Below are 17409 nucleotides of genomic sequence, written 5' to 3' on the forward strand. Positions count from 1 at the left end.
GAGCGGCGGACGATGACGACCACCGCTGACCTCGCCGCCCGCCTCCGGGCGATGCCGGACGACGCCCTCGAACGGCTCGTCGTGGCCCGCCGCTTGCCCGCTGCCGTCTTCGCCGAGGCCGGCCCGCTGCGCGTGTCGGACTTCTTCGACCTCGCCGAGGCGCTCCGCACCGACGACGCGGTGGACGCGGCGATCGAGCACCTGCCGCGCGCGACGCTGCTCGCCCTGCAGGCCGGGACCGGTGACGCCGAGGCGCTCGCGCCGGCAGTCGCACTCGGCCTGGCGGACGACGACGGCGGGGTCGACGACGCGGTGTCGGCCCGTCTCACCGCGCACCCGGACCTGCGTGGACTGACGGGAGGCGCGGGTCGTCCCCGACCCGCCGCCCCGGCCCCCGAGCGGGGTGACGACGCGCGCGCCCGGACGACCGGGTCCGAGCACGCCTTCGCGACGATGACCGTGCTCGCCGAGCTCCTCCGCGCGGTCGACGAGGGCGCGGTGCGCGAGCTCGTGAAGGGCGGCATCGGGACCCCGCTCGCGAAGACGCTCGGGGAACGGTCGGGCGCCGATCCCCGGGTCGTGCCGGACCGCCTGGCGCTGCTCGAGCGCGTCGGCTTCGCGGCCCCCGACGAGGGCACGTGGACGACCACTCCGGCCGGGGACTCCTGGCTCGTGGCGAACTGGCCGGACCGCTGGGCGACGCTGGTGTCGGCGTGGCGGGACGCGCTCGACGAGGCCGTCCGGGACGTGCTCGACGCGGCCGGCGACGACCTGCGCGACCTGGTCTCCGTCGGGCGGTGGGCCTACCCGGCCGGCGCACGCTGGCTCGACGCCGTCCTGCTCGACGTCGGCGGCACGGCGTCCGCGCTCGGCCTCACGGTGGACGGCGTCGTCACGAGCACCGGCCGGGCTCTGCTCGACGACGACGCGGCACCGGCCGCCGACGACCTCCCCCGTACCGTCGACGGCGTGTACCTGCAGCACGACCTCACGGTGATCGCCCCGGGGCCGCTCGCCCCGGTCGACGACGACGCGCTCCGGAGCGTCGCCGTGCTCGAAGCACCCGGCCTCGCCGCGCGCTACCGCATCTCGGAGGACTCGCTGCGCCGGGCGTTCCGCGCCGGACGGACCCGGCAGGACGTCGTCGCGCTGCTCGAGCGGCTCTCGGCCACCGGCGTGCCGCAGCCGCTCGCCTACCTGGTGGACCAGGTGGCGTCCCGCGACGGCAGCATCGTCGTCGACGTCGGGGACGAGGGCGTCGGCAGCCGCGTGCACGGGACGGCCGACCAGCTCGACCTCATCGGCGTGGACGCCGAGCTCCGGCAGCTCGCGTGGGAGCGCAGCGACCTGACGACCCTGCTGACCCGCTACCCGCCGCACGTCGTCCACACGGCGCTGGAGGACCAGCGCTACCCGGCGGTGCTGACGGCCGCAGCCCGCCCCGCGACGGGATCCGTGCCTCCAGGCCGACGCCGTGCCGGCGGTCGCAACCCGGAGCAGGCGGCGCACGCACTCGTGGAACGGCTCCGTGTCGCCACCGAGCGCGGCGAGGCGGAGCCCGAACAGGAGTGGCTGGGACGACAGATCGACCTGGCTGTCCGTGGGCGCACACCGATCCGCGTGACGGTGCGCATGCCGGACGGCACCGAGCGGCCGTTCTCGATCGTGCCGACCTCGGTCGCGGCCGGGCGCGTGCGCGGACGCGACACGGCCGTCGACGTCGAGCGGACCCTACCGCTCTCCCTCGTGGTGGCTGTGGAGAGCGATGCTTGATCCACAGGGTGAGCCGATCCGCGCCGGTTCGCAGGCGCGACGCCTAGGCTGATCCGTCATGAACGGACCGCTGATCGTGCAGAGCGACCGCACCGTGCTGCTCGAGGTGGCGCACCCCGACGCGGAGGACGCGCGGCACGACCTCGCGGTGTTCGCCGAGCTCGAGCGCGCCCCGGAGCACGTGCACACGTACCGCATCACGCGGCTCGGACTCTGGAACGCGCGGGCGGCCGGTCACGACGCCGAGAGCATGATCCACACGCTCGAGCACTTCGCGAAGTTCCCGGTCCCGCAGAGCGTCACGGTGGACATCCGCGACACGGTGGCGCGCTACGGACGACTCGTCATCCGTCGCGAGGAGCGCCCGGACGCCCCCGCGATCGCGAACTCCCCCACCGAGGAACTCGAGCGCCAGCCCGTGCTGCTGCTCACCGCGACGGAACCGTCGATCCTCGCCGAGGTCGTCCGGTCGAAGCGGATCAAGCCGCTCCTCGGTGACCAGCGCTCCCCCGAGGAGATCGAACTGCTGCCGTGGGCCCGCGGCCAGATCAAGCAGGAACTCGTGAAGCTCGGGTGGCCGGCGGAGGACCTCGCCGGGTACACCCCGGGCCAGCCGCACGAGATCGACCTGGAAACGTCCGAGTGGAGTCTCCGTCCGTACCAGGAACAGGCCGTCGACACCTTCTTCGCGCAGGGGTCCGGCGTGGTCGTGCTGCCCTGTGGTGCCGGCAAGACGCTCGTCGGCGCCGGAGCGATGGCGACCGTGAAGGCGACCACGCTCATCCTCGTGACGAACACCGTCTCCGCCCGGCAGTGGCGGTCCGAACTGCTGCGCCGGACGACCCTGACCGAGGACGAGATCGGCGAGTACTCGGGCAGCGTGAAGGAGATCCGGCCGGTCACGATCGCGACGTACCAGATCCTCACGGCCCGACGGAAGGGCGAGTACACGCACCTGTCGCTGCTCGACGCGCTCGACTGGGGGCTCATCGTGTACGACGAGGTGCACCTCCTGCCCGCGCCGGTGTTCAAGCTGACGGCGGACCTGCAGGCGCGCCGGCGGCTCGGGCTCACGGCGACGCTCGTGCGCGAGGACGGGCGCGAAGGGGACGTGTTCTCCCTGATCGGGCCGAAGCGCTACGACGCCCCGTGGAAGGAGATCGAGGCGCAGGGGTACATCTCCCCCGCAGCCTGCTACGAGGTGCGCATCGACCTGCCGCACCAGGACCGGCTCGAGTACGCCGCATCGAGCGACGACGAGCGGTACCGGCTGGCGGCGACCTCGCCGGCGAAGACCCCGGTGGTGCGGGAACTGATCGAGAAGCACCGCGGGGAGCAGATCCTCGTGATCGGGCAGTACATCGACCAGCTGGACGCGCTCGCCTCCTCGCTCGATGCCGCCGAGATCACGGGCGCGACCCCGGTCGACGAGCGCGAGCGGCTCTACCAAGCGTTCCGGGACGGATCCATCGACGTCCTGGTCGTGTCGAAGGTGGCGAACTTCTCGGTCGACCTGCCCGATGCCACCGTGGCGATCCAGGTGTCCGGCTCCTTCGGGTCCCGACAGGAAGAGGCGCAGCGGCTCGGCCGACTGCTCCGCCCGAACAAGGACGGGTTGCCCGCCTCGTTCTACACGCTGGTGACGCGGGACACGGTGGACCAGGACTTCGCGCAGAACCGGCAGCGGTTCCTCGCGGAGCAGGGGTACTCCTACACGATCCTCGACGCGGACCAGGTACAGGCGGTCGTGGGCTGACGCACGCAGCGCTCCCAGGAAACCGTTAGGGAACGGTCAGAAGATAGGCGCATGAGCGATGGCCCCAAGATCCTGATCGTCGACGACGAGCCGAACATCCGCGACCTCCTGACGACCTCGCTGCGCTTCGCCGGCTTCGCCGTGCGCGCGGTGGGCAACGGTGCACAGGCGATCTCCGCCGTGCTCGAGGAAGAGCCGGACCTCATCATCCTCGACGTCATGCTGCCGGACATGAACGGCTTCGGCGTCACCAAGCGTCTCCGGTCCTCCGGGTACACCTCGCCGATCCTGTTCCTCACGGCGAAGGACGACACCGAGGACAAGATCACCGGCCTCACCGTCGGCGGCGACGACTACGTCACCAAGCCGTTCTCGCTCGACGAGATCGTCGCCCGTATCAAGGCCATCCTCCGTCGGACCATGAACGACGAAGAGGACGCGATCATCCGGGCCGGCGAACTGACCATGGACCAGGACACGCACGAGGTCACGATCGGCGAAGCGCAGATCGAGCTGTCGCCGACCGAGTTCAAGCTGCTCCGCTACCTCATGCTCAACCCGAACCGCGTGCTGTCGAAGGCGCAGATCCTCGACCACGTGTGGGAGTACGACTTCAACGGCGACGCGGGCATCGTCGAGTCGTACATCTCCTACCTGCGCCGCAAGCTCGACCAGTACTCGGCCGAGCCGATCATCCAGACGAAGCGCGGCTTCGGCTACATGCTCAAGGCGTCGAAGGCCTCGTAGGGTCGTCTTCTTCACGGCGGTCGTCCGGTTTCACCGGGCGACCGCTGTCTATCGTTGGGGCAGCATGCACACGCGAATGAGCCGCTGGTGGGACGGGATCTCCCTGCGCACCAAGATCACCGGGATCACGGTGCTCCTGGTGGCGCTCGGCCTGCTCGTCGCCGGGCTCGGCACCATGACGGTGTTGTCGACGTACCTCATGTCGCAGCTCGACAACAGCGTGAAGAACACGACCGAGCAGCTCGAGGGTCAGAACATCAGCGACGGTGAGCAGTACTGCAAGCTGTCGGTCGTCCTCTCGCAGAGCGCGTACGTCGCCGCCTACAACTCCCACGGCGACCGGATCTGCCAGACGAAGGCGTCCAGCCGACCGGACATCCACCAGCTCGACTTCTCCTCAGCGGCGCAGAGCGGCGTGCGGTTCTCGCTGTACGACAGCCAGCACAACCACGAGTGGCGCGCGCAGGTCATCCCCGCGTCGCTGCAGGACCAGGCGAACGGCACCACCGAGACCGGGTACGTCCTCGTCGCCGTGTCGAGCGCGGACACCGACCAGACGATCGCACGCTTCACCGTCATCTTCCTCGGCTTCGGCATCTCGGTGATCCTGCTCGGCGCCATGCTCACCCGACTCCTCGTCACCGCCACGTTCGACCCGTTGCGCGACGTGGAGGACACCGCCGCCCGGTTCGCCGCCGGTGACTTCAACCAGCGACTCGAAGCGGACACCCCGAACACCGAGGTCGGTCGCCTCAACCGCTCCCTGAACTCCATGCTCGAGCGCATCGACTCCGCGTTCGAGGACCGGCAGCGCACCATCGACCAGATGCGCCGGTTCGTCGGCGACGCCTCGCACGAACTGCGGACGCCGCTCGTCTCACTCCGGGGCTACGCCGAGCTGTACCGGATGGGAGCGCTCCGCAAGGAAGAGGACGTTGCCCAGGCGATGGAGCGCATCGAGAAGGAAGCCCAGCGCATGGGACTCCTCGTGCAGGACCTCCTGCAGCTCGCCCGCATCGACGAGTCGAAGCCGCTCGAGCTCGGGCCGGTCGACCTCGTGGCGATCGCCCGCGACTCGGCGCTCGACACCATGGCGTCGAACCCCGACCGTGAGATCCAGGTGCTCGTCGAGGACTCCGTCACCGGTGAGAGCGTGCCGCACGCCGTGCGCCCCTCGTCCTCGCCCGCGCCGGGCGACAAGCCTCCCGCGTCGCCGTCCTCGGCGAACAGCACCGGACCGATCGCGTTCTCACGCCAGACCATCGCGCGCCTCCGTGCCCGCCGGACCCGGGCGATGAACGTCGACGCCACCGCTGCACCGACCGACCAGACGACACCGCTGCCCACCGTCGTGTTGCCGAAGCGCCCGCCGATCGTCCTGGCGGAGGAGAACAAGATCCGCCAGATCGTCACGAACCTCATGGGCAACGCCATGCGCTTCACGGAGCACGACGACCCGATCGAGATCGGCATCGGCGTGGACGACGACCGTGGCATGGCGCACCTCGACGTGATCGACCACGGCGAGGGCATCCCGCCGCAGCTGCGCGACAAGATCTTCCAGCGCTTCTGGCGTGCCGACACCTCGCGGGCGCGGGACACCGGCGGGTCGGGCCTCGGGCTGGCCATCGTGTCGGGCATCGTCGCGGCGCACCACGGCTCCGTCGAGGTCTTCGACACCGAGGGCGGCGGTGCCACCTTCCGCGTGTGGCTCCCCCTGCTCCCCCGCGACTACACCCCCGCAGCCCCCGCCACCCCCGCGTCCTGACGCGGGCGCACGCGGGCGCCCCACCCCGAGGTTCCAAAATCTCGGCATCTCACGCGCCCCCACTCCATTCCTCGGAACCTGCACGATCAGCATGCGGCGAGTCGTGGAACCTCGAGGTCTCAGGCGAGGGTCGACATCCTCGCATCACGCCGCGCGCGGCGAGCTTGCTCGATCCGCCGTTGAGCGAACGCTTGGCGAAGCCGCTCGACGAGCACCGCGGGTCGTCCGGCATCAGCAGCCGTCGCGTGGATGACGATCCAGCCGTTGACCACGAAGCCGTTCGACCGGCGCTGGTCATGTTGGAACGTGCGTCGCTCGCGGTGGTGATCACCGTCGTATTCCAACGCGATCCTGTGCTGGGGCCAGGCGAGGTCTGCTCGTCCGAGGAACACCCCGGCCTCGTCCACGACGTCGACGTTGACGTCGGGTTCCGGGAACCCCGCGTCGATCACGCCCAGCCGGAATCGTGTCTCCATCGGCGACTCGACGCCACAACGCACCCGGTCGAGCGCCGATCTGGCCTTCCTCGCCGAGCGACTGCCGGGAACGATCGCCGCCCTGAGTGCGTCAGTCGTCGCCAAAGCACTCGGACCGACGAAGTAGTCGCCGAGCACCACCAGGTCGGTTTCACCCACGAGCGAGGCACACTCGAACCAGGCTCGGGCCGGAGGGCTCACCGGGATGCCACGGACGTGGTCGACCTCGAACCCCTGCGACCGGGACCGGTGCGGTGCTACCTGAGGGCGTCGCATGACAGGCGCAACGCCCATGGACGAGACGTGCACCAGCTCGTCGTCGAACGGGCCGGGCAGGGGTGCGCCCCACAGTCGGGCGGCAGTGACGTGGCTGATGAACTGGTCGTCGCGGAGCACCAGTGCGATGGCTTCGACGGTCGTCATCGGGACACCCTTGCGCGACCGAACGCCATGCACCGGCGCAGTGAGGTCACGGCGTGTGAGCCGCGAACGAGGCACCCCGGCTGCAAGCGCATCGCGGACCCGGAACCCACCGGTCGGTCCTTCATCGCGGAGCGGCCCACTCGACATGACCAGAGCATCTCGCGCGAGGTGGGCGACGCGAGGCGCGAGCGGGGTGCCTGTGGAGAACGTGCCGCGCCGCGCCTCCAGGCAGAACACGACTGCAGGTGACCTCCGAGGTTCCACAACTCGCCGTCCGGAGCTCGTCGAGGTTCGAGAACCAGGCCGTGTCGGCGCCCAGATGCCGAGATTTTGGAACCCGGGAGCCGCGCCCGCACCCACCCGCACCCACCCCGCGCACGCGGAAGGGCCCCGCACGCGCAGCGTGCGGGGCCCTTCGAGGTCAGGACTGCCTAGAAGTCCATGCCACCCGTGGGGTCGCCGGCCGGCATGGCCGGGGTCTTCTCGGGCTTGTCGGCGACGACGGCCTCGGTCGTGAGGAACAGACCGGCGATCGACGCAGCGTTCTGCAGCGCCGAACGCGTGACCTTCGCCGGGTCGATGATGCCCGCGGCGACGAGGTCGACGTACTCACCGGTCGCGGCGTTGAGGCCGTGACCCGACTCGAGCTCGCGGACCTTCGCGGCGACGACGCCCGGCTCGAGACCGGCGTTCAGCGCGATCTGCTTGAGCGGCGCGTCGATCGCGACGCGGACGATGTTCGCACCGGTCGCCTCGTCACCCTCGAGGGTGAGCGAGTCGAGCACGCTCGAGGCCTGGATGAGCGCGACGCCACCACCGGCGACGATGCCCTCTTCCACAGCGGCCTTCGCGTTGCGGACGGCGTCCTCGATGCGGTGCTTGCGCTCCTTGAGCTCGACCTCGGTCGCAGCGCCGGCCTTGATGACGGCGACGCCACCGGCGAGCTTGGCGAGACGCTCCTGGAGCTTCTCGCGGTCGTAGTCGGAGTCGGTCGCCTCGATCTCGGAACGGATCTGACGGACGCGGCCCGCGATCTGCTCGCTGTCGCCGGCACCCTCGACGATCGTGGTCTCGTCCTTGGTGATGACGACCTTGCGCGCCTTGCCGAGCAGGTCGAGCGTGGCGTTCTCGAGCTTGAGGCCGACCTCTTCCGAGATGACCTGGCCGCCGGTGAGGATCGCGATGTCCTGCAGCATGGCCTTGCGACGGTCGCCGAAGCCCGGGGCCTTGACGGCGACGGACTTGAAGATGCCGCGGATCTTGTTCACGACGAGCGTGGCCAGGGCCTCGCCGTCGACGTCCTCGGCGATGATCAGGAGCTGCTTGCCGGCCTGGATCACCTTGTCGACGACCGGCAGGAGGTCCTTGATGTTCGAGATCTTCGAGTTGACGATCAGGATGTAGGCGTCCTCGAAGACGGCTTCCTGACGCTCGGGGTCGGTGACGAAGTACTGCGACAGGTAGCCCTTGTCGAAGCGCATGCCCTCGGTGAGCTCGAGCTCGGTGCCGAAGGTGTTCGACTCCTCGACGGTGACGACGCCTTCCTTGCCGACCTTGTCGATCGCCTCGGCGATGAGCTCGCCGATGGTGGAGTCGGCGGCCGAGATCGACGCGGTGGCGGCGATCTGGTCCTTGGTCTCGATGTCCTTCGCGTTGGCGAGGAGCTCGTCGGAGACGGCGGCGACGGCCTTCTCGATGCCGCGCTTGAGCGACACGGGGTCGGCACCGGCGGCGACGTTGCGGAGGCCTTCGCGGACGAGCGCCTGGGCGAGCACGGTCGCGGTGGTCGTACCGTCACCGGCGACGTCGTCGGTCTTCTTGGCGACCTCCTTGACGAGCTCCGCACCGATCTTCTCGTACGGGTCGTCGAGCTCGATCTCCTTGGCGATGGAGACACCGTCGTTCGTGATCGTGGGGGCGCCCCACTTCTTCTCGAGGACGACGTTGCGGCCGCGCGGGCCGAGCGTCACCTTCACGGCGTCAGCCAGGATGTTCAGGCCGCGCTCGAGGCCACGGCGGGCCTCCTCGTCGAAAGCAATGATCTTAGCCATGTGAGTTTCTCGTCCCTCCCGGACGTCGTCATGGGGGTCGTGCTGGCACTCAACGTGAGCGAGTGCCAACGCCGATTCTGGCACTCGGAGGGTGCGAGTGCAACACAGACGGGAGGCGCGGGTCGAGTTCTCAGCGCAGGCCCAGAACACGGCAGAACGCGCCGCCCCAGCGGGACGGCGCGTTCGAAGTGGTTCGGGTCAGGCGGGACGAACGGATTCGGCCTGCGGCCCCTTCGACCCGGTACCGACGTCGAACGTCACTGCCTGGCCCTCTTCGAGGACCTTGTAACCCGACATGTCGATTGCCGAGTAGTGCACGAACACGTCCTGGCCCCCTCCATCGACGGTGATGAAGCCGAAGCCCTTCTCGGCGTTGAACCACTTCACGGTTCCGTTGGCCATGATCTCTTGCTCCCTGCGGTGGTGCTGTTGCGGACGGCGCTGTCGCCGTCTTGGCACGACTCTGACCGAACAATGCCGACAGGGCAAGGGGTGTGACGTTGTTTCACGACGATTCCGTCAAGATTCAACGTGCCGGAAACACGTCCGTCACAAATGCCGGCCAAAGGCACCCGCGGAATGCGTCAGCCGGCGTAGTCCGCACCGAGCACGACGCTGATGTCGGCGTTCGGGAAGGCCGCCGACTGCTGCACGGCGGTGACCCCGAGGGACTTCGCGATCCCCTGCGCGACGGCCGCCTGGGACGTCTGCTGGTAGTACACGATCGTCGCGGTCGTCCCCGTGGTCCCGGCGTCACCGGTGGACGTCACCTTCCACCCGGCCGAGGTCAGCGCCGCGCTGGCCTTCGCCGCGAGCCCGGTGGTGGTCGTACCGTTCAGCACGACGAGCGTCGTCGACCCCTGGTCGGCCGGGGTCGCCGCCGCCGGGGCCTGCGACGCGGGCGACGACGCCGACGCCGACGGTGTCGCCGACGCGGACGCCGACGAGGACGCCGACGGCTCGGTCGACCCGGTGAACGAGTAGCTCCCGTTCAGGAGCGCGAGGACGAGCACCCCGAGTCCGACGAGCACGCCGGTGGCGAGGGCCGCCCAGGCGAACGCGATCCAGCCGCGCCCCCGGCGCTGCGCACCGCGGTGCGCACCGACCCGCGGGCCGTCGGCGACGTCGTCGAACCGGTCTCGGGGGTATCTCGTCGTCATCGTTCCTCTTCACGTCCTTCGGGTGCTGCGCCGGGAGCGACGAAGCTGCGCGCCGCCCGGGCACTCGTGCGCGCGTGCCGGAGCCGCTGCAACCGGGAGACCAGTTGCGGGTCGTACGCGAGCGCAGCGGGTGAGTCGATCACACGGTTGAGCACCTGGTAGTACCGCGCCGGCGACATGTCGAACTCGACCCGGATCTCCGCTTCCTTCGTGCGGTCGTGCGGTGCCCGGTCGTGCTCGAAGGCGAGCACGTGCCTGGCGAGCTCACCGAGCTGGTCAGCACGGGGCTGATCAGCGCGCGGTTTCTCAGCACGGGGCTGGTCAGCACTGCGCTCGTCGGCGGGTGTGGCGGTCACTGCGGTTCCGATCACGGTGAGGTAACGGGTCTCGCACATCGTAGGGGTGCAGGTGTTCCGGACCCTGGCACGGCGCTGGACTGTCGCGAAGACCGGTCACGGGTTCGGGTCGCGCAGCCATCGCACCCGGACACCGAAGGGATCGGAGACGGCCATGGCGACGCCGTCCAGCGATGCGGTCGCGAAGGCATCGGGATCGGCCGCGTCGACGTCCCCGGGCAGGGTCGCGGCGACGCCGGCGAGGATCCCGGTGCGTTCGAGGGCGATCCAGTGCACGCCCCGCTCCCGCACGCGGTCCACGAACCGCTGCCGGTCGGCGCCGGGCACGTAGACGAGCGTCCCGGTGGTGAGGACGACGGGCACGGCGCCGTCCGGCAGGGCGTCCAGTGCACGGTCGAGGTCCCCCGGCAGGGCACCCAGGAGACGGACGGGAGGCGCGGCGAGCGTCGCACGAGCCGCCTCGCGCATGAGGGCGGTGCGGTCCGTCGCCTCGGGTGGGACGGCCTCGACGAGGCGGTCGAAGGCTCCAGGTCCGGCGAGGTCGATCGGGTTCGGGTCGAGGGCGATGCGCGCTGCGATCTCCATCGGCGCGTCGGCCGGTGCGAGTTCGATGCCGGACACGTCCACGGTGAGGTGCAGCGAGGGTTCCTCGGGGGCCGTGCGCACCCGGACGACGCCGTTCCCCGTGCGGTGGTCGAGCGTCACCCGGTCCGGGATCGAGCAGAGCCCGGCCGCGGCGCCCGCGTCCACGAGGCCGAGCGGCCGCCCCACCCGCGCGGCGAGCGCCGCGAACAGCGGGACGACCGGACCGAGCCGTCGCGGGTCGTTCGCCTGCACCGTGGCGGACGCGAGGGCTGCGACCAGAGCGGGTCGCGCCTCCAGGCCGAGCGCGCGCAGCGCACCGGGGTCCGACGGGTCCGCGCCCAGCCGCCGCGCGACCGCGAAGAGGAGTTCCGGCTGCCGCTTCGGCTCCGGGACCTCGTCGAGGAGCGCGACCAGGCGATCGTCGAGCAACCGGGCCCACGCCGCGTACGACGGCGAGACGTCCTCGATGCGCTCGGCGTAGGCGGCGTACCGCTCGCGCGTGTCCATCAGCGACGAGCCCGGTACATGCCCACGTGGCGGATGCCGGCCTCGTCGTAGGGCTCGCCGAACCGGACGAACCCGTGGGGTTCGTAGAGGCCGGCGACGTACTCCTGCGCGTGCAGGACGAACGGTTCGTGCCCATGGGCCTCGAGCACGGCGGCCACGAGTCGCCCCGCGATCCCGCTCCCCCGGTGTCCAGGGTCGGTGGCCACACGTCCGATCGCCCGCGCGGGCCGCTCCGAACCGTCGGGGTGCACCTCGTCGACCGCGGGCCGGATGAGCCGCAGGTACCCGACCGCGTCGGCCTCCGTGCCGAACCACCAGTGCTCCGTGTCCGGCTCGCGGTCGCGGCCGTCGAAGTCCTCGGCCTCGACGCGCTGTTCGAGCGCGAACACGCGGTTCCGCAGCACCACGATGCCGTACAGTTCGTCCGTCGTCAGACGATCCCAGCGGGCGTGGTGCACGGAATGCTCGGACATCGTGGCGAGTTTACTGAAGTGGTCGGACGTCACCATCGGACCCCGGCCGGAAGCAGGAGGAAGCAATGGCATACAACGTCGACAAGTCCGACGCCCAGTGGCGTGAGGAGCTCTCCCCGGACCAGTACGCCGTCCTCCGTCAGGCGGGGACCGAGCGCCCCTGGACCGGTGAACTCCTCGACGAGGAGCGTGCCGGCGTGTACACGTGTGCGGCCTGCGGCGCGGAGCTGTTCAAGAGCGGCACGAAGTTCGACTCGGGCTGCGGCTGGCCGTCGTTCTACGAGTCGGTCCGCCCGGACGCGGTGCAGCTGCTCGAGGACGACTCCCTGGGCATGGCGCGCACCGAGGTCCGCTGCGCGAACTGCGGCTCGCACCTCGGGCACGTGTTCCCCGACGGGTTCGGCACGCCCACGGGCGACCGGTACTGCATGAACTCGATCTCGCTGAACTTCTCCGAGAAGAGCGACGCCGAGTGAGGCTCCGCCGCCGTCACCGGTAGGATGAGCGGCGTCAGCCGGCATGGCGCAATTGGTAGCGCACCGTACTTGTAATACGGGGGTTGCGGGTTCAAGTCCCGCTGCCGGCCCGATATACTGGGTCCGCAGGCCGCGATAGCGTCGCCGCCCGCACCGCCTTCAGCCCCGCCGAGCGCGGGGCTGTCGTGCATCTGCTCAGCGCGAACCCGTCGGCCCATCAGGGCCAGATCCCCGGCTTGTACGCGCGACTCCGGATCTGCTCGATGAGTCGGGACATGGTCCTGGCCTGCCGCGCATCGGTCTCGACGACGGTCTCGGCGCGTCGCCAGACGAACGCAACGACGTCCGCGATCTGGAGCATCCGAGAGTGGTGACTCGGAGCGAAGTGCACGGTGTCGAGGAGCCGATCGAGTCTCGTGCTCAGGTAGGACCCCGGAGTTCCATGCAGCTGGTAGACGGCGAAGCGATCCCGATGACGCTCGCGGTCGGTCCGCTCATCCGCGATCACCAGCGCGTGGGTACGGTCTCGGAGCGCGATCTCGTCAATGCGTTGCAGGAGGTGCTGGAACGCGACCTGATCGGGCGAGTGGTGTTCCCGGTAGCGGCTCCGCGACTGTCGCTCACGAAGCCGCTCGCAGTGCACCGCACGGAGCAGGACATCGACACCTGCACTGCAAACCGCGTCGATCACCTGTTCGAAGGCGCGGATCCGGACACGCACGGGAACTTCGGACCACTGCTCCTTGCCATGGAACATCAGGTACGCATGGACCTCGGTCGCTCGCCCGATGCCGTACCCCTCGTCCAGCTCGGCGACGATCTCGTTCATCCGACGCGTCAGCTGCGCGGTCTGCAGAGCATCAGCGACGATCGCCCCGAACCCGGAGAAGTCGCCGTTGCAGGACTCGTCGACGAAACACAGGCGCATCCCAGCGTTCTACGTACCGCCGGACACTGCCGGCCCCGAACACGCGAAGGCCCCGGGTGGATCCCACCCGGGGCCTTCGGGCACGCGGAACGCGGATCAGGGGGCGTTCCGAGCGCTCGGCACGGTAACCAGCCGGCCGTGGAGTGATGGTGACACCGCACTCGTCACGGTGTCCACACCCCGGTTCAACCTCGCGGAAAGCCGCAGAACCCGGTCAGCTGCCGCTCAGCGTCCGCCGGTGATCTTCCGCTCGCGCTGCGCGACCCCGGCCGTGCCGTACGGGTAGTCGTCGATGCGCGGCGCGCTGACGTCGGTGAGCGTCTGCAGTTCGGCGTCGTCGAGCACGAGGTCGGCGGCACCGAGGTTGTCCTCGAGCTGCGACACCGTGCGGGCGCCGAGGATGACGCTCGTCACCGCGGGCCGCGCGAGCAGCCAGGCGAGGGCGACCTGTGACCGCGATGCGCCGTGCGCGTCGGCGATCCCGGAGACCGCGTCGAGGACGGCCCAGGTGCGCTCGTCGCCGTTGCGGGCCTCCCACGCCTCCATGCCGCGCTGCGGGTTCTCACCGAGACGCGTGCTGCCGGTCGGCGCCTCGTCGCGCTGGTACTTGCCGGACAGCCAGCCGCCGGCGAGGGGCGACCAGGGCAGCAGGCCGATGCCGGCATCGAGGCAGGCGGGCACGACCTCGTGCTCGATGTCGCGGACGAGCAGGTTGTACTGCGGCTGCAGCGTGACGGGCGGCGCGAAGTGGTGGGCCCGTGCCTCGTACACGGCCTTCGTGACCTGGTAGCCGAGGTAGTTCGAGAACCCGTACGAGCCGATCTTGCCCGCGGACACGGCGTCGTCGAGGAAACGCAGGGTCTCCTCGATCGGGGTGAGGGCGTCCCAGGCGTGCATCTGGTACAGGTCGATGGTCTCGACGCCGAGCCGTCCGAGGGACGCGTCGAGGGCACGGGAGAGGTGCCGCCGAGAGAGTCCGACGTCGTTCGGGCCGTCGCCCTGCGGGAACCGGCCCTTGGTGGCGACGACGACCTGCTGCGCCTCGGTGGGGTGCGCGGCGAGCCAGCGGCCGATGATCCGCTCCGACTCGTTGCCGGAGTACACGTCGGCCGTGTCGATCAGCGTGCCGCCCGCGGCGACGAACGTGTCGATGATCTGGTGGGAGGTGGGTTCGTCGGCTTCGCTGCCGAACGTCATGGTGCCGAGGGTCAGCGTCGACACCGATGTCCCGCTGTTGCCGAGGAGTCTGTAGTCCATGGCCGGGACGGTACGCCAGGGGGCGCGGAGCAGAGAGGACCTGCGAGTACCCGTCAGCGTCCGCCGGACAGGGCGGCGTCCGTCGGGGCAGGACCCGACAGGAACCGGATCGCTGCTTCGCGGAACGCACGAGACGTGGGTGCGTTGAAGTGGTTCCGCCCGGGGATCTCGAAGAACGACGCGTCCGGCGCCGCGGCGGCCAGTCGCACGGCGCTGTCGCGGATGCCGTCCTCGCTGCCGGCCGCCATCAGGATCGGCTGCGACGGGGCGTTCGACGGCGTCGGTTCGATGCTGTCCCGCATCCCCTCGACCATCGCGACGAGTGCCGCGAGGTCGTTCCCCTCGACGTTCCCGGCCATCGTCAGGTAGCCGTTCGTCACGCGGTCCTCGATCGCGGTCCCGTCGGCGAGGTACGCCTTCGCCTGGTCGACCCGCACGCGGCGCATCGGGTCGGCGTCCGGGATGCCGCCGAAGACCGCGCGGGTGATCCGGTCGGGGAGGCGCTCCGCGGTGTGCCACCCCACGCGCGCGCCGAGCGAGTACCCGAGGTAGGCGGCGTCGTCGAGCAGGTACGTGTCGATGACGGCGGTGACGTCGGCGACGAGGAGGTCCATCGAGTACGCGGCGGGGTCGTGCGGCTTCGAGCTCGCGCCGTGCCCGCGCTGGTCGATCGCCACGACGCGGTAGCCGGCGCGGACGAGGTCCCGGGTCCAGCCCGAGGCGTGCCAGTTGAGGAGCGCGCCGGAGGCGAACCCGTGGACGGCGACGACGGCCGGCGCCTCGGGGTCGCCGAAGTCGTAGGTGGCGATCTTCAGGCCGTCCGGGGACATCACGGCACGCGGACGGGGCGCTTCGGGGACGAGTGACATGTCCCCTCCAGGGTATCGGGGGCACTGTGGTCCCATGGACGGTTACGGCGGCGATCAGATCCGTGCTGCGGAACGGCCGCACCTCGACGCGGGCGAACCCCTCATGCAGCGCGCGGCGGATGGACTGGCGGCGATCGTCGGCGGCCTGCTCGACGACCCGGCCGTGCGCCCGGGCGACGGACCGGGGTCGGTCCTGCTGCTCGTGGGCAGCGGCGACAACGGCGGAGACGCCCTGTTCGCGGGTGCTCGCCTGGCGGCGGACGGGAGGCGCGTGGCGGTGCTGCGAGTCGGCTCACGCGTCCACGAGGCGGGCCTGGCAGCGGCGCTGGACGCCGGGGCGCGCCTCCTGGACGGCCCGACGGAACCAGGGGCGACCGCCGGCGACGCGGGGGCGGCGGACATCCTGCAGGCCGCGGTCCCCGACGACGGCGGCCGGTTGGCGTCCGTCGCGACGGATGCCGCCCTCGACGCGGACCTGGTGCTCGACGGGATCCTCGGCATCGGGGTGCGGGGTCCGGCGGCGCTGCGCTCCCCGGCGCGCGAGGTGGTCGACGCGATCCGCGAGCTCGCTCGTGACCAGCGCGCCCCGTTCGTCGTCGCGGTCGACGTGCCGAGCGGCATCGACGTGGACACCGGCGGCATCGCCGACGACCACGTCCTGCACGCCGACGTCACCGTCACGTTCGGCGGTGTGAAGGCCGGCCTGCTGATGGGGCCGGCAGCCACGCTCGCGGGCCGGATCGTGCTGGTGGACGTCGGGATCGGTGCGGAGCTCGCGGCAGCGGAGCCACTCGTCCGTACCTGAGCCTCAGATCGATCCGGCGTCCACGCCGTGCTCGACGTCGCCGCGGGCCTCGAGCCACGTGTCGACGAAGTGCCGGTAGTTCGCCGCGATCAACGCCTCGGCCGCCTGGGTGTCGAGGTGCTCGCGGACGACGTCCTCGAGCGGCTCCTCCCAGTTGCTCCGGCCGATCGCGAAGCCGACGAAACCGTCGACCGGTGCCGCGGTTCGCAGCCAGTGGTCGAGCTGTTCCTCGGGCGCGTCCCGGCCGAGCACGATGCACTGCACGGCATCACGCCCGCCACGGCGAACCGTCCGGACGATGCGTTCCGCGTCGGCACGCTCGTCGAGGCCCTCGAGCTTCCACACGTCCGCCTCGACGCCGTGGTCCTGCAGGTACTCGACGACCTGCACGACGAGGTCGGGTCGGAGCTCCCGGTCGTAGTCGTCGACCGAGGCCTTCTGCGCATCGGTGCCAGGGACGAGGAGTTCGACGAGGAAGGGTCGCCCGGCGTCGTGCAGCGCGGACGCGACGGCGGCCAGGTCGGACGCCTGCTGCTCCCGGTGCCCCGGGTCGAAGTCGGGGTTGTCCCGTACGAGCACCTTCACCCAGTCGGGGTCGAAGGCATCGACGTGCGCCATCCAGTCGTCGCCGTACTCCAGCTCGAACCACTCGCGGCCCGAGCGTTCGACGGGCATCGCGAGCTGGAGGCCCGCCTCCTTGACGAGCCGGGCCACGTCGGCGCCGTAGCGCTCGTCGACCAGCACGCCGGTGCGCTCCCGGGACGCCCCGGCTGCGAGGGCCGTGAGGACGCCGCGGTAGACGAGCCGCTTGCCCGCGCGGACGCGCTCGGCCTCCGCTTCGTCGATCGGCTCACCGTCGGCCTCGTCGTAGGTGTGCTCCAGGAGCGAGGACCGCTGGTCCATCGCGAACAGGAAGAGGGGGTGTGCTTCGTCCAGGTCCGGCATGCCCCCGGTCTACTCCCCGTCGGTCGGTGCTCGGTCGGTGCTCGGTCGGTGCTC

At 70.6% G+C, this 17409-nt stretch carries 17 protein-coding genes, 1 tRNA gene and 1 pseudogene; 7 read left to right on the forward strand and 12 right to left on the reverse strand.

Translation table 11 applies throughout. The features are described from left to right. Positions 1-12: 12 nt before the first annotated feature. The 4 genes from HP507_RS07135 to HP507_RS07150 all read left to right on the forward strand — a co-directional run bounded on the left by HP507_RS07135 (position 13) and on the right by HP507_RS07150 (position 6044). A complete protein-coding gene (locus HP507_RS07135) occupies positions 13-1773 on the forward strand; it encodes a helicase-associated domain-containing protein (protein WP_175351096.1) in 1761 nt (586 codons plus the stop codon). Between the two features lie 58 nt (positions 1774-1831). Beyond that, a complete protein-coding gene (locus HP507_RS07140) occupies positions 1832-3529 on the forward strand; it encodes a DNA repair helicase XPB (RefSeq protein ID WP_175351097.1) in 1698 nt (565 codons plus the stop codon). A 51-nt stretch (positions 3530-3580) separates the two neighbouring features. After that, complete coding sequence (locus HP507_RS07145) at positions 3581-4276, forward strand: response regulator transcription factor (RefSeq protein ID WP_175351098.1); 696 nt, start codon at positions 3581-3583, stop codon at positions 4274-4276. 64 nt (positions 4277-4340) lie between these two features. Continuing rightward, a complete protein-coding gene (locus HP507_RS07150) occupies positions 4341-6044 on the forward strand; it encodes a sensor histidine kinase (protein WP_175351099.1) in 1704 nt (567 codons plus the stop codon). Positions 6045-6163: 119 nt separating this feature from the next. Here HP507_RS07150 and HP507_RS07155 read toward each other — a convergent pair whose 3' ends face one another. The 7 genes from HP507_RS07155 to HP507_RS07185 all read right to left on the reverse strand — a co-directional run bounded on the left by HP507_RS07155 (position 6164) and on the right by HP507_RS07185 (position 12075). Continuing rightward, positions 6164-7180, reverse strand: a complete 1017-nt coding sequence (locus HP507_RS07155) for a hypothetical protein (protein WP_175351100.1) — start codon at positions 7178-7180, stop codon at positions 6164-6166. A gap of 194 nt (positions 7181-7374) precedes the next feature. Further along, positions 7375-8994, reverse strand: coding sequence for a chaperonin GroEL (groL, locus tag HP507_RS07160; protein ID WP_175351101.1), 1620 nt, complete (start codon positions 8992-8994; stop codon positions 7375-7377). Positions 8995-9192: 198 nt separating this feature from the next. After that, positions 9193-9396 (reverse strand): cold-shock protein, encoded by a 204-nt coding sequence (locus HP507_RS07165; protein ID WP_022903461.1) that lies wholly within the window; start codon positions 9394-9396, stop codon positions 9193-9195. A 182-nt stretch (positions 9397-9578) separates the two neighbouring features. Continuing rightward, positions 9579-10154, reverse strand: coding sequence for a LytR C-terminal domain-containing protein (locus HP507_RS07170; RefSeq protein WP_175351102.1), 576 nt, complete (start codon positions 10152-10154; stop codon positions 9579-9581). After that, positions 10151-10510, reverse strand: a complete 360-nt coding sequence (locus HP507_RS17815; RefSeq protein WP_271207306.1) for a DUF3263 domain-containing protein — start codon at positions 10508-10510, stop codon at positions 10151-10153. Before HP507_RS17815 ends, HP507_RS07170 begins: the two co-directional genes overlap by 4 nt. 96 nt (positions 10511-10606) lie before the next feature. Further along, the gene (locus HP507_RS07180; protein WP_175351104.1) at positions 10607-11602 is read right to left on the reverse strand and encodes a DUF2332 family protein; all 996 of its coding nucleotides are present in this window, start codon (positions 11600-11602) and stop codon (positions 10607-10609) included. Beyond that, a complete protein-coding gene (locus HP507_RS07185; protein ID WP_175351105.1) occupies positions 11602-12075 on the reverse strand; it encodes a GNAT family N-acetyltransferase in 474 nt (157 codons plus the stop codon). The genes HP507_RS07180 and HP507_RS07185 overlap by 1 nt, the downstream gene beginning before the upstream one ends. Positions 12076-12140: 65 nt before the next feature. Here HP507_RS07185 and msrB point away from each other — a divergent pair, with 65 nt between their 5' ends. Together msrB and HP507_RS07195 are read left to right on the forward strand one after the other, a co-directional pair. Further along, a complete protein-coding gene (gene msrB, locus HP507_RS07190; protein WP_175351106.1) occupies positions 12141-12551 on the forward strand; it encodes a peptide-methionine (R)-S-oxide reductase MsrB in 411 nt (136 codons plus the stop codon). A gap of 37 nt (positions 12552-12588) precedes the next feature. Then, positions 12589-12661: transfer RNA gene (locus HP507_RS07195), tRNA-Thr, on the forward strand. A 107-nt stretch (positions 12662-12768) separates the two neighbouring features. On the opposite strand, the gene HP507_RS17820 is transcribed toward HP507_RS07195, so the two are convergent. From HP507_RS17820 to HP507_RS07210, 4 genes and pseudogenes are all read right to left on the reverse strand, one after another. Then, positions 12769-12912 carry a hypothetical protein gene (locus HP507_RS17820; RefSeq protein WP_254700983.1) on the reverse strand — a complete coding sequence of 48 codons (144 nt, stop codon included), beginning with the start codon at positions 12910-12912 and terminating at the stop codon, positions 12769-12771. Between the two features lie 24 nt (positions 12913-12936). Further along, a pseudogene (locus HP507_RS18535) lies at positions 12937-13479 on the reverse strand (DUF3800 domain-containing protein); the annotation flags it as partial. A 225-nt stretch (positions 13480-13704) separates the two neighbouring features. Next, positions 13705-14736, reverse strand: coding sequence for an aldo/keto reductase (locus tag HP507_RS07205; protein ID WP_175351108.1), 1032 nt, complete (start codon positions 14734-14736; stop codon positions 13705-13707). Positions 14737-14789: 53 nt separating this feature from the next. Continuing rightward, positions 14790-15605, reverse strand: a complete 816-nt coding sequence (locus HP507_RS07210) for an alpha/beta fold hydrolase (RefSeq protein ID WP_175351109.1) — start codon at positions 15603-15605, stop codon at positions 14790-14792. A 34-nt stretch (positions 15606-15639) separates the two neighbouring features. On the opposite strand from HP507_RS07210, the gene HP507_RS07215 reads away from it, so the two are divergent. Next, a complete protein-coding gene (locus tag HP507_RS07215; protein ID WP_175351110.1) occupies positions 15640-16410 on the forward strand; it encodes an NAD(P)H-hydrate epimerase in 771 nt (256 codons plus the stop codon). A gap of 3 nt (positions 16411-16413) precedes the next feature. Here HP507_RS07215 and HP507_RS07220 read toward each other — a convergent pair whose 3' ends face one another. Beyond that, on the reverse strand, positions 16414-17355 hold the full coding sequence (locus HP507_RS07220; RefSeq protein WP_175351111.1) for a 2-deoxy-5-keto-D-gluconate 6-phosphate aldolase domain-containing protein: 942 nt from the start codon (positions 17353-17355) through the stop codon (positions 16414-16416). Positions 17356-17409 lie beyond the last annotated feature (54 nt).

The sequence above is a fragment of the Curtobacterium pusillum genome (assembly GCF_013359865.1).
Lineage (GTDB): Bacteria > Actinomycetota > Actinomycetes > Actinomycetales > Microbacteriaceae > Curtobacterium > Curtobacterium pusillum.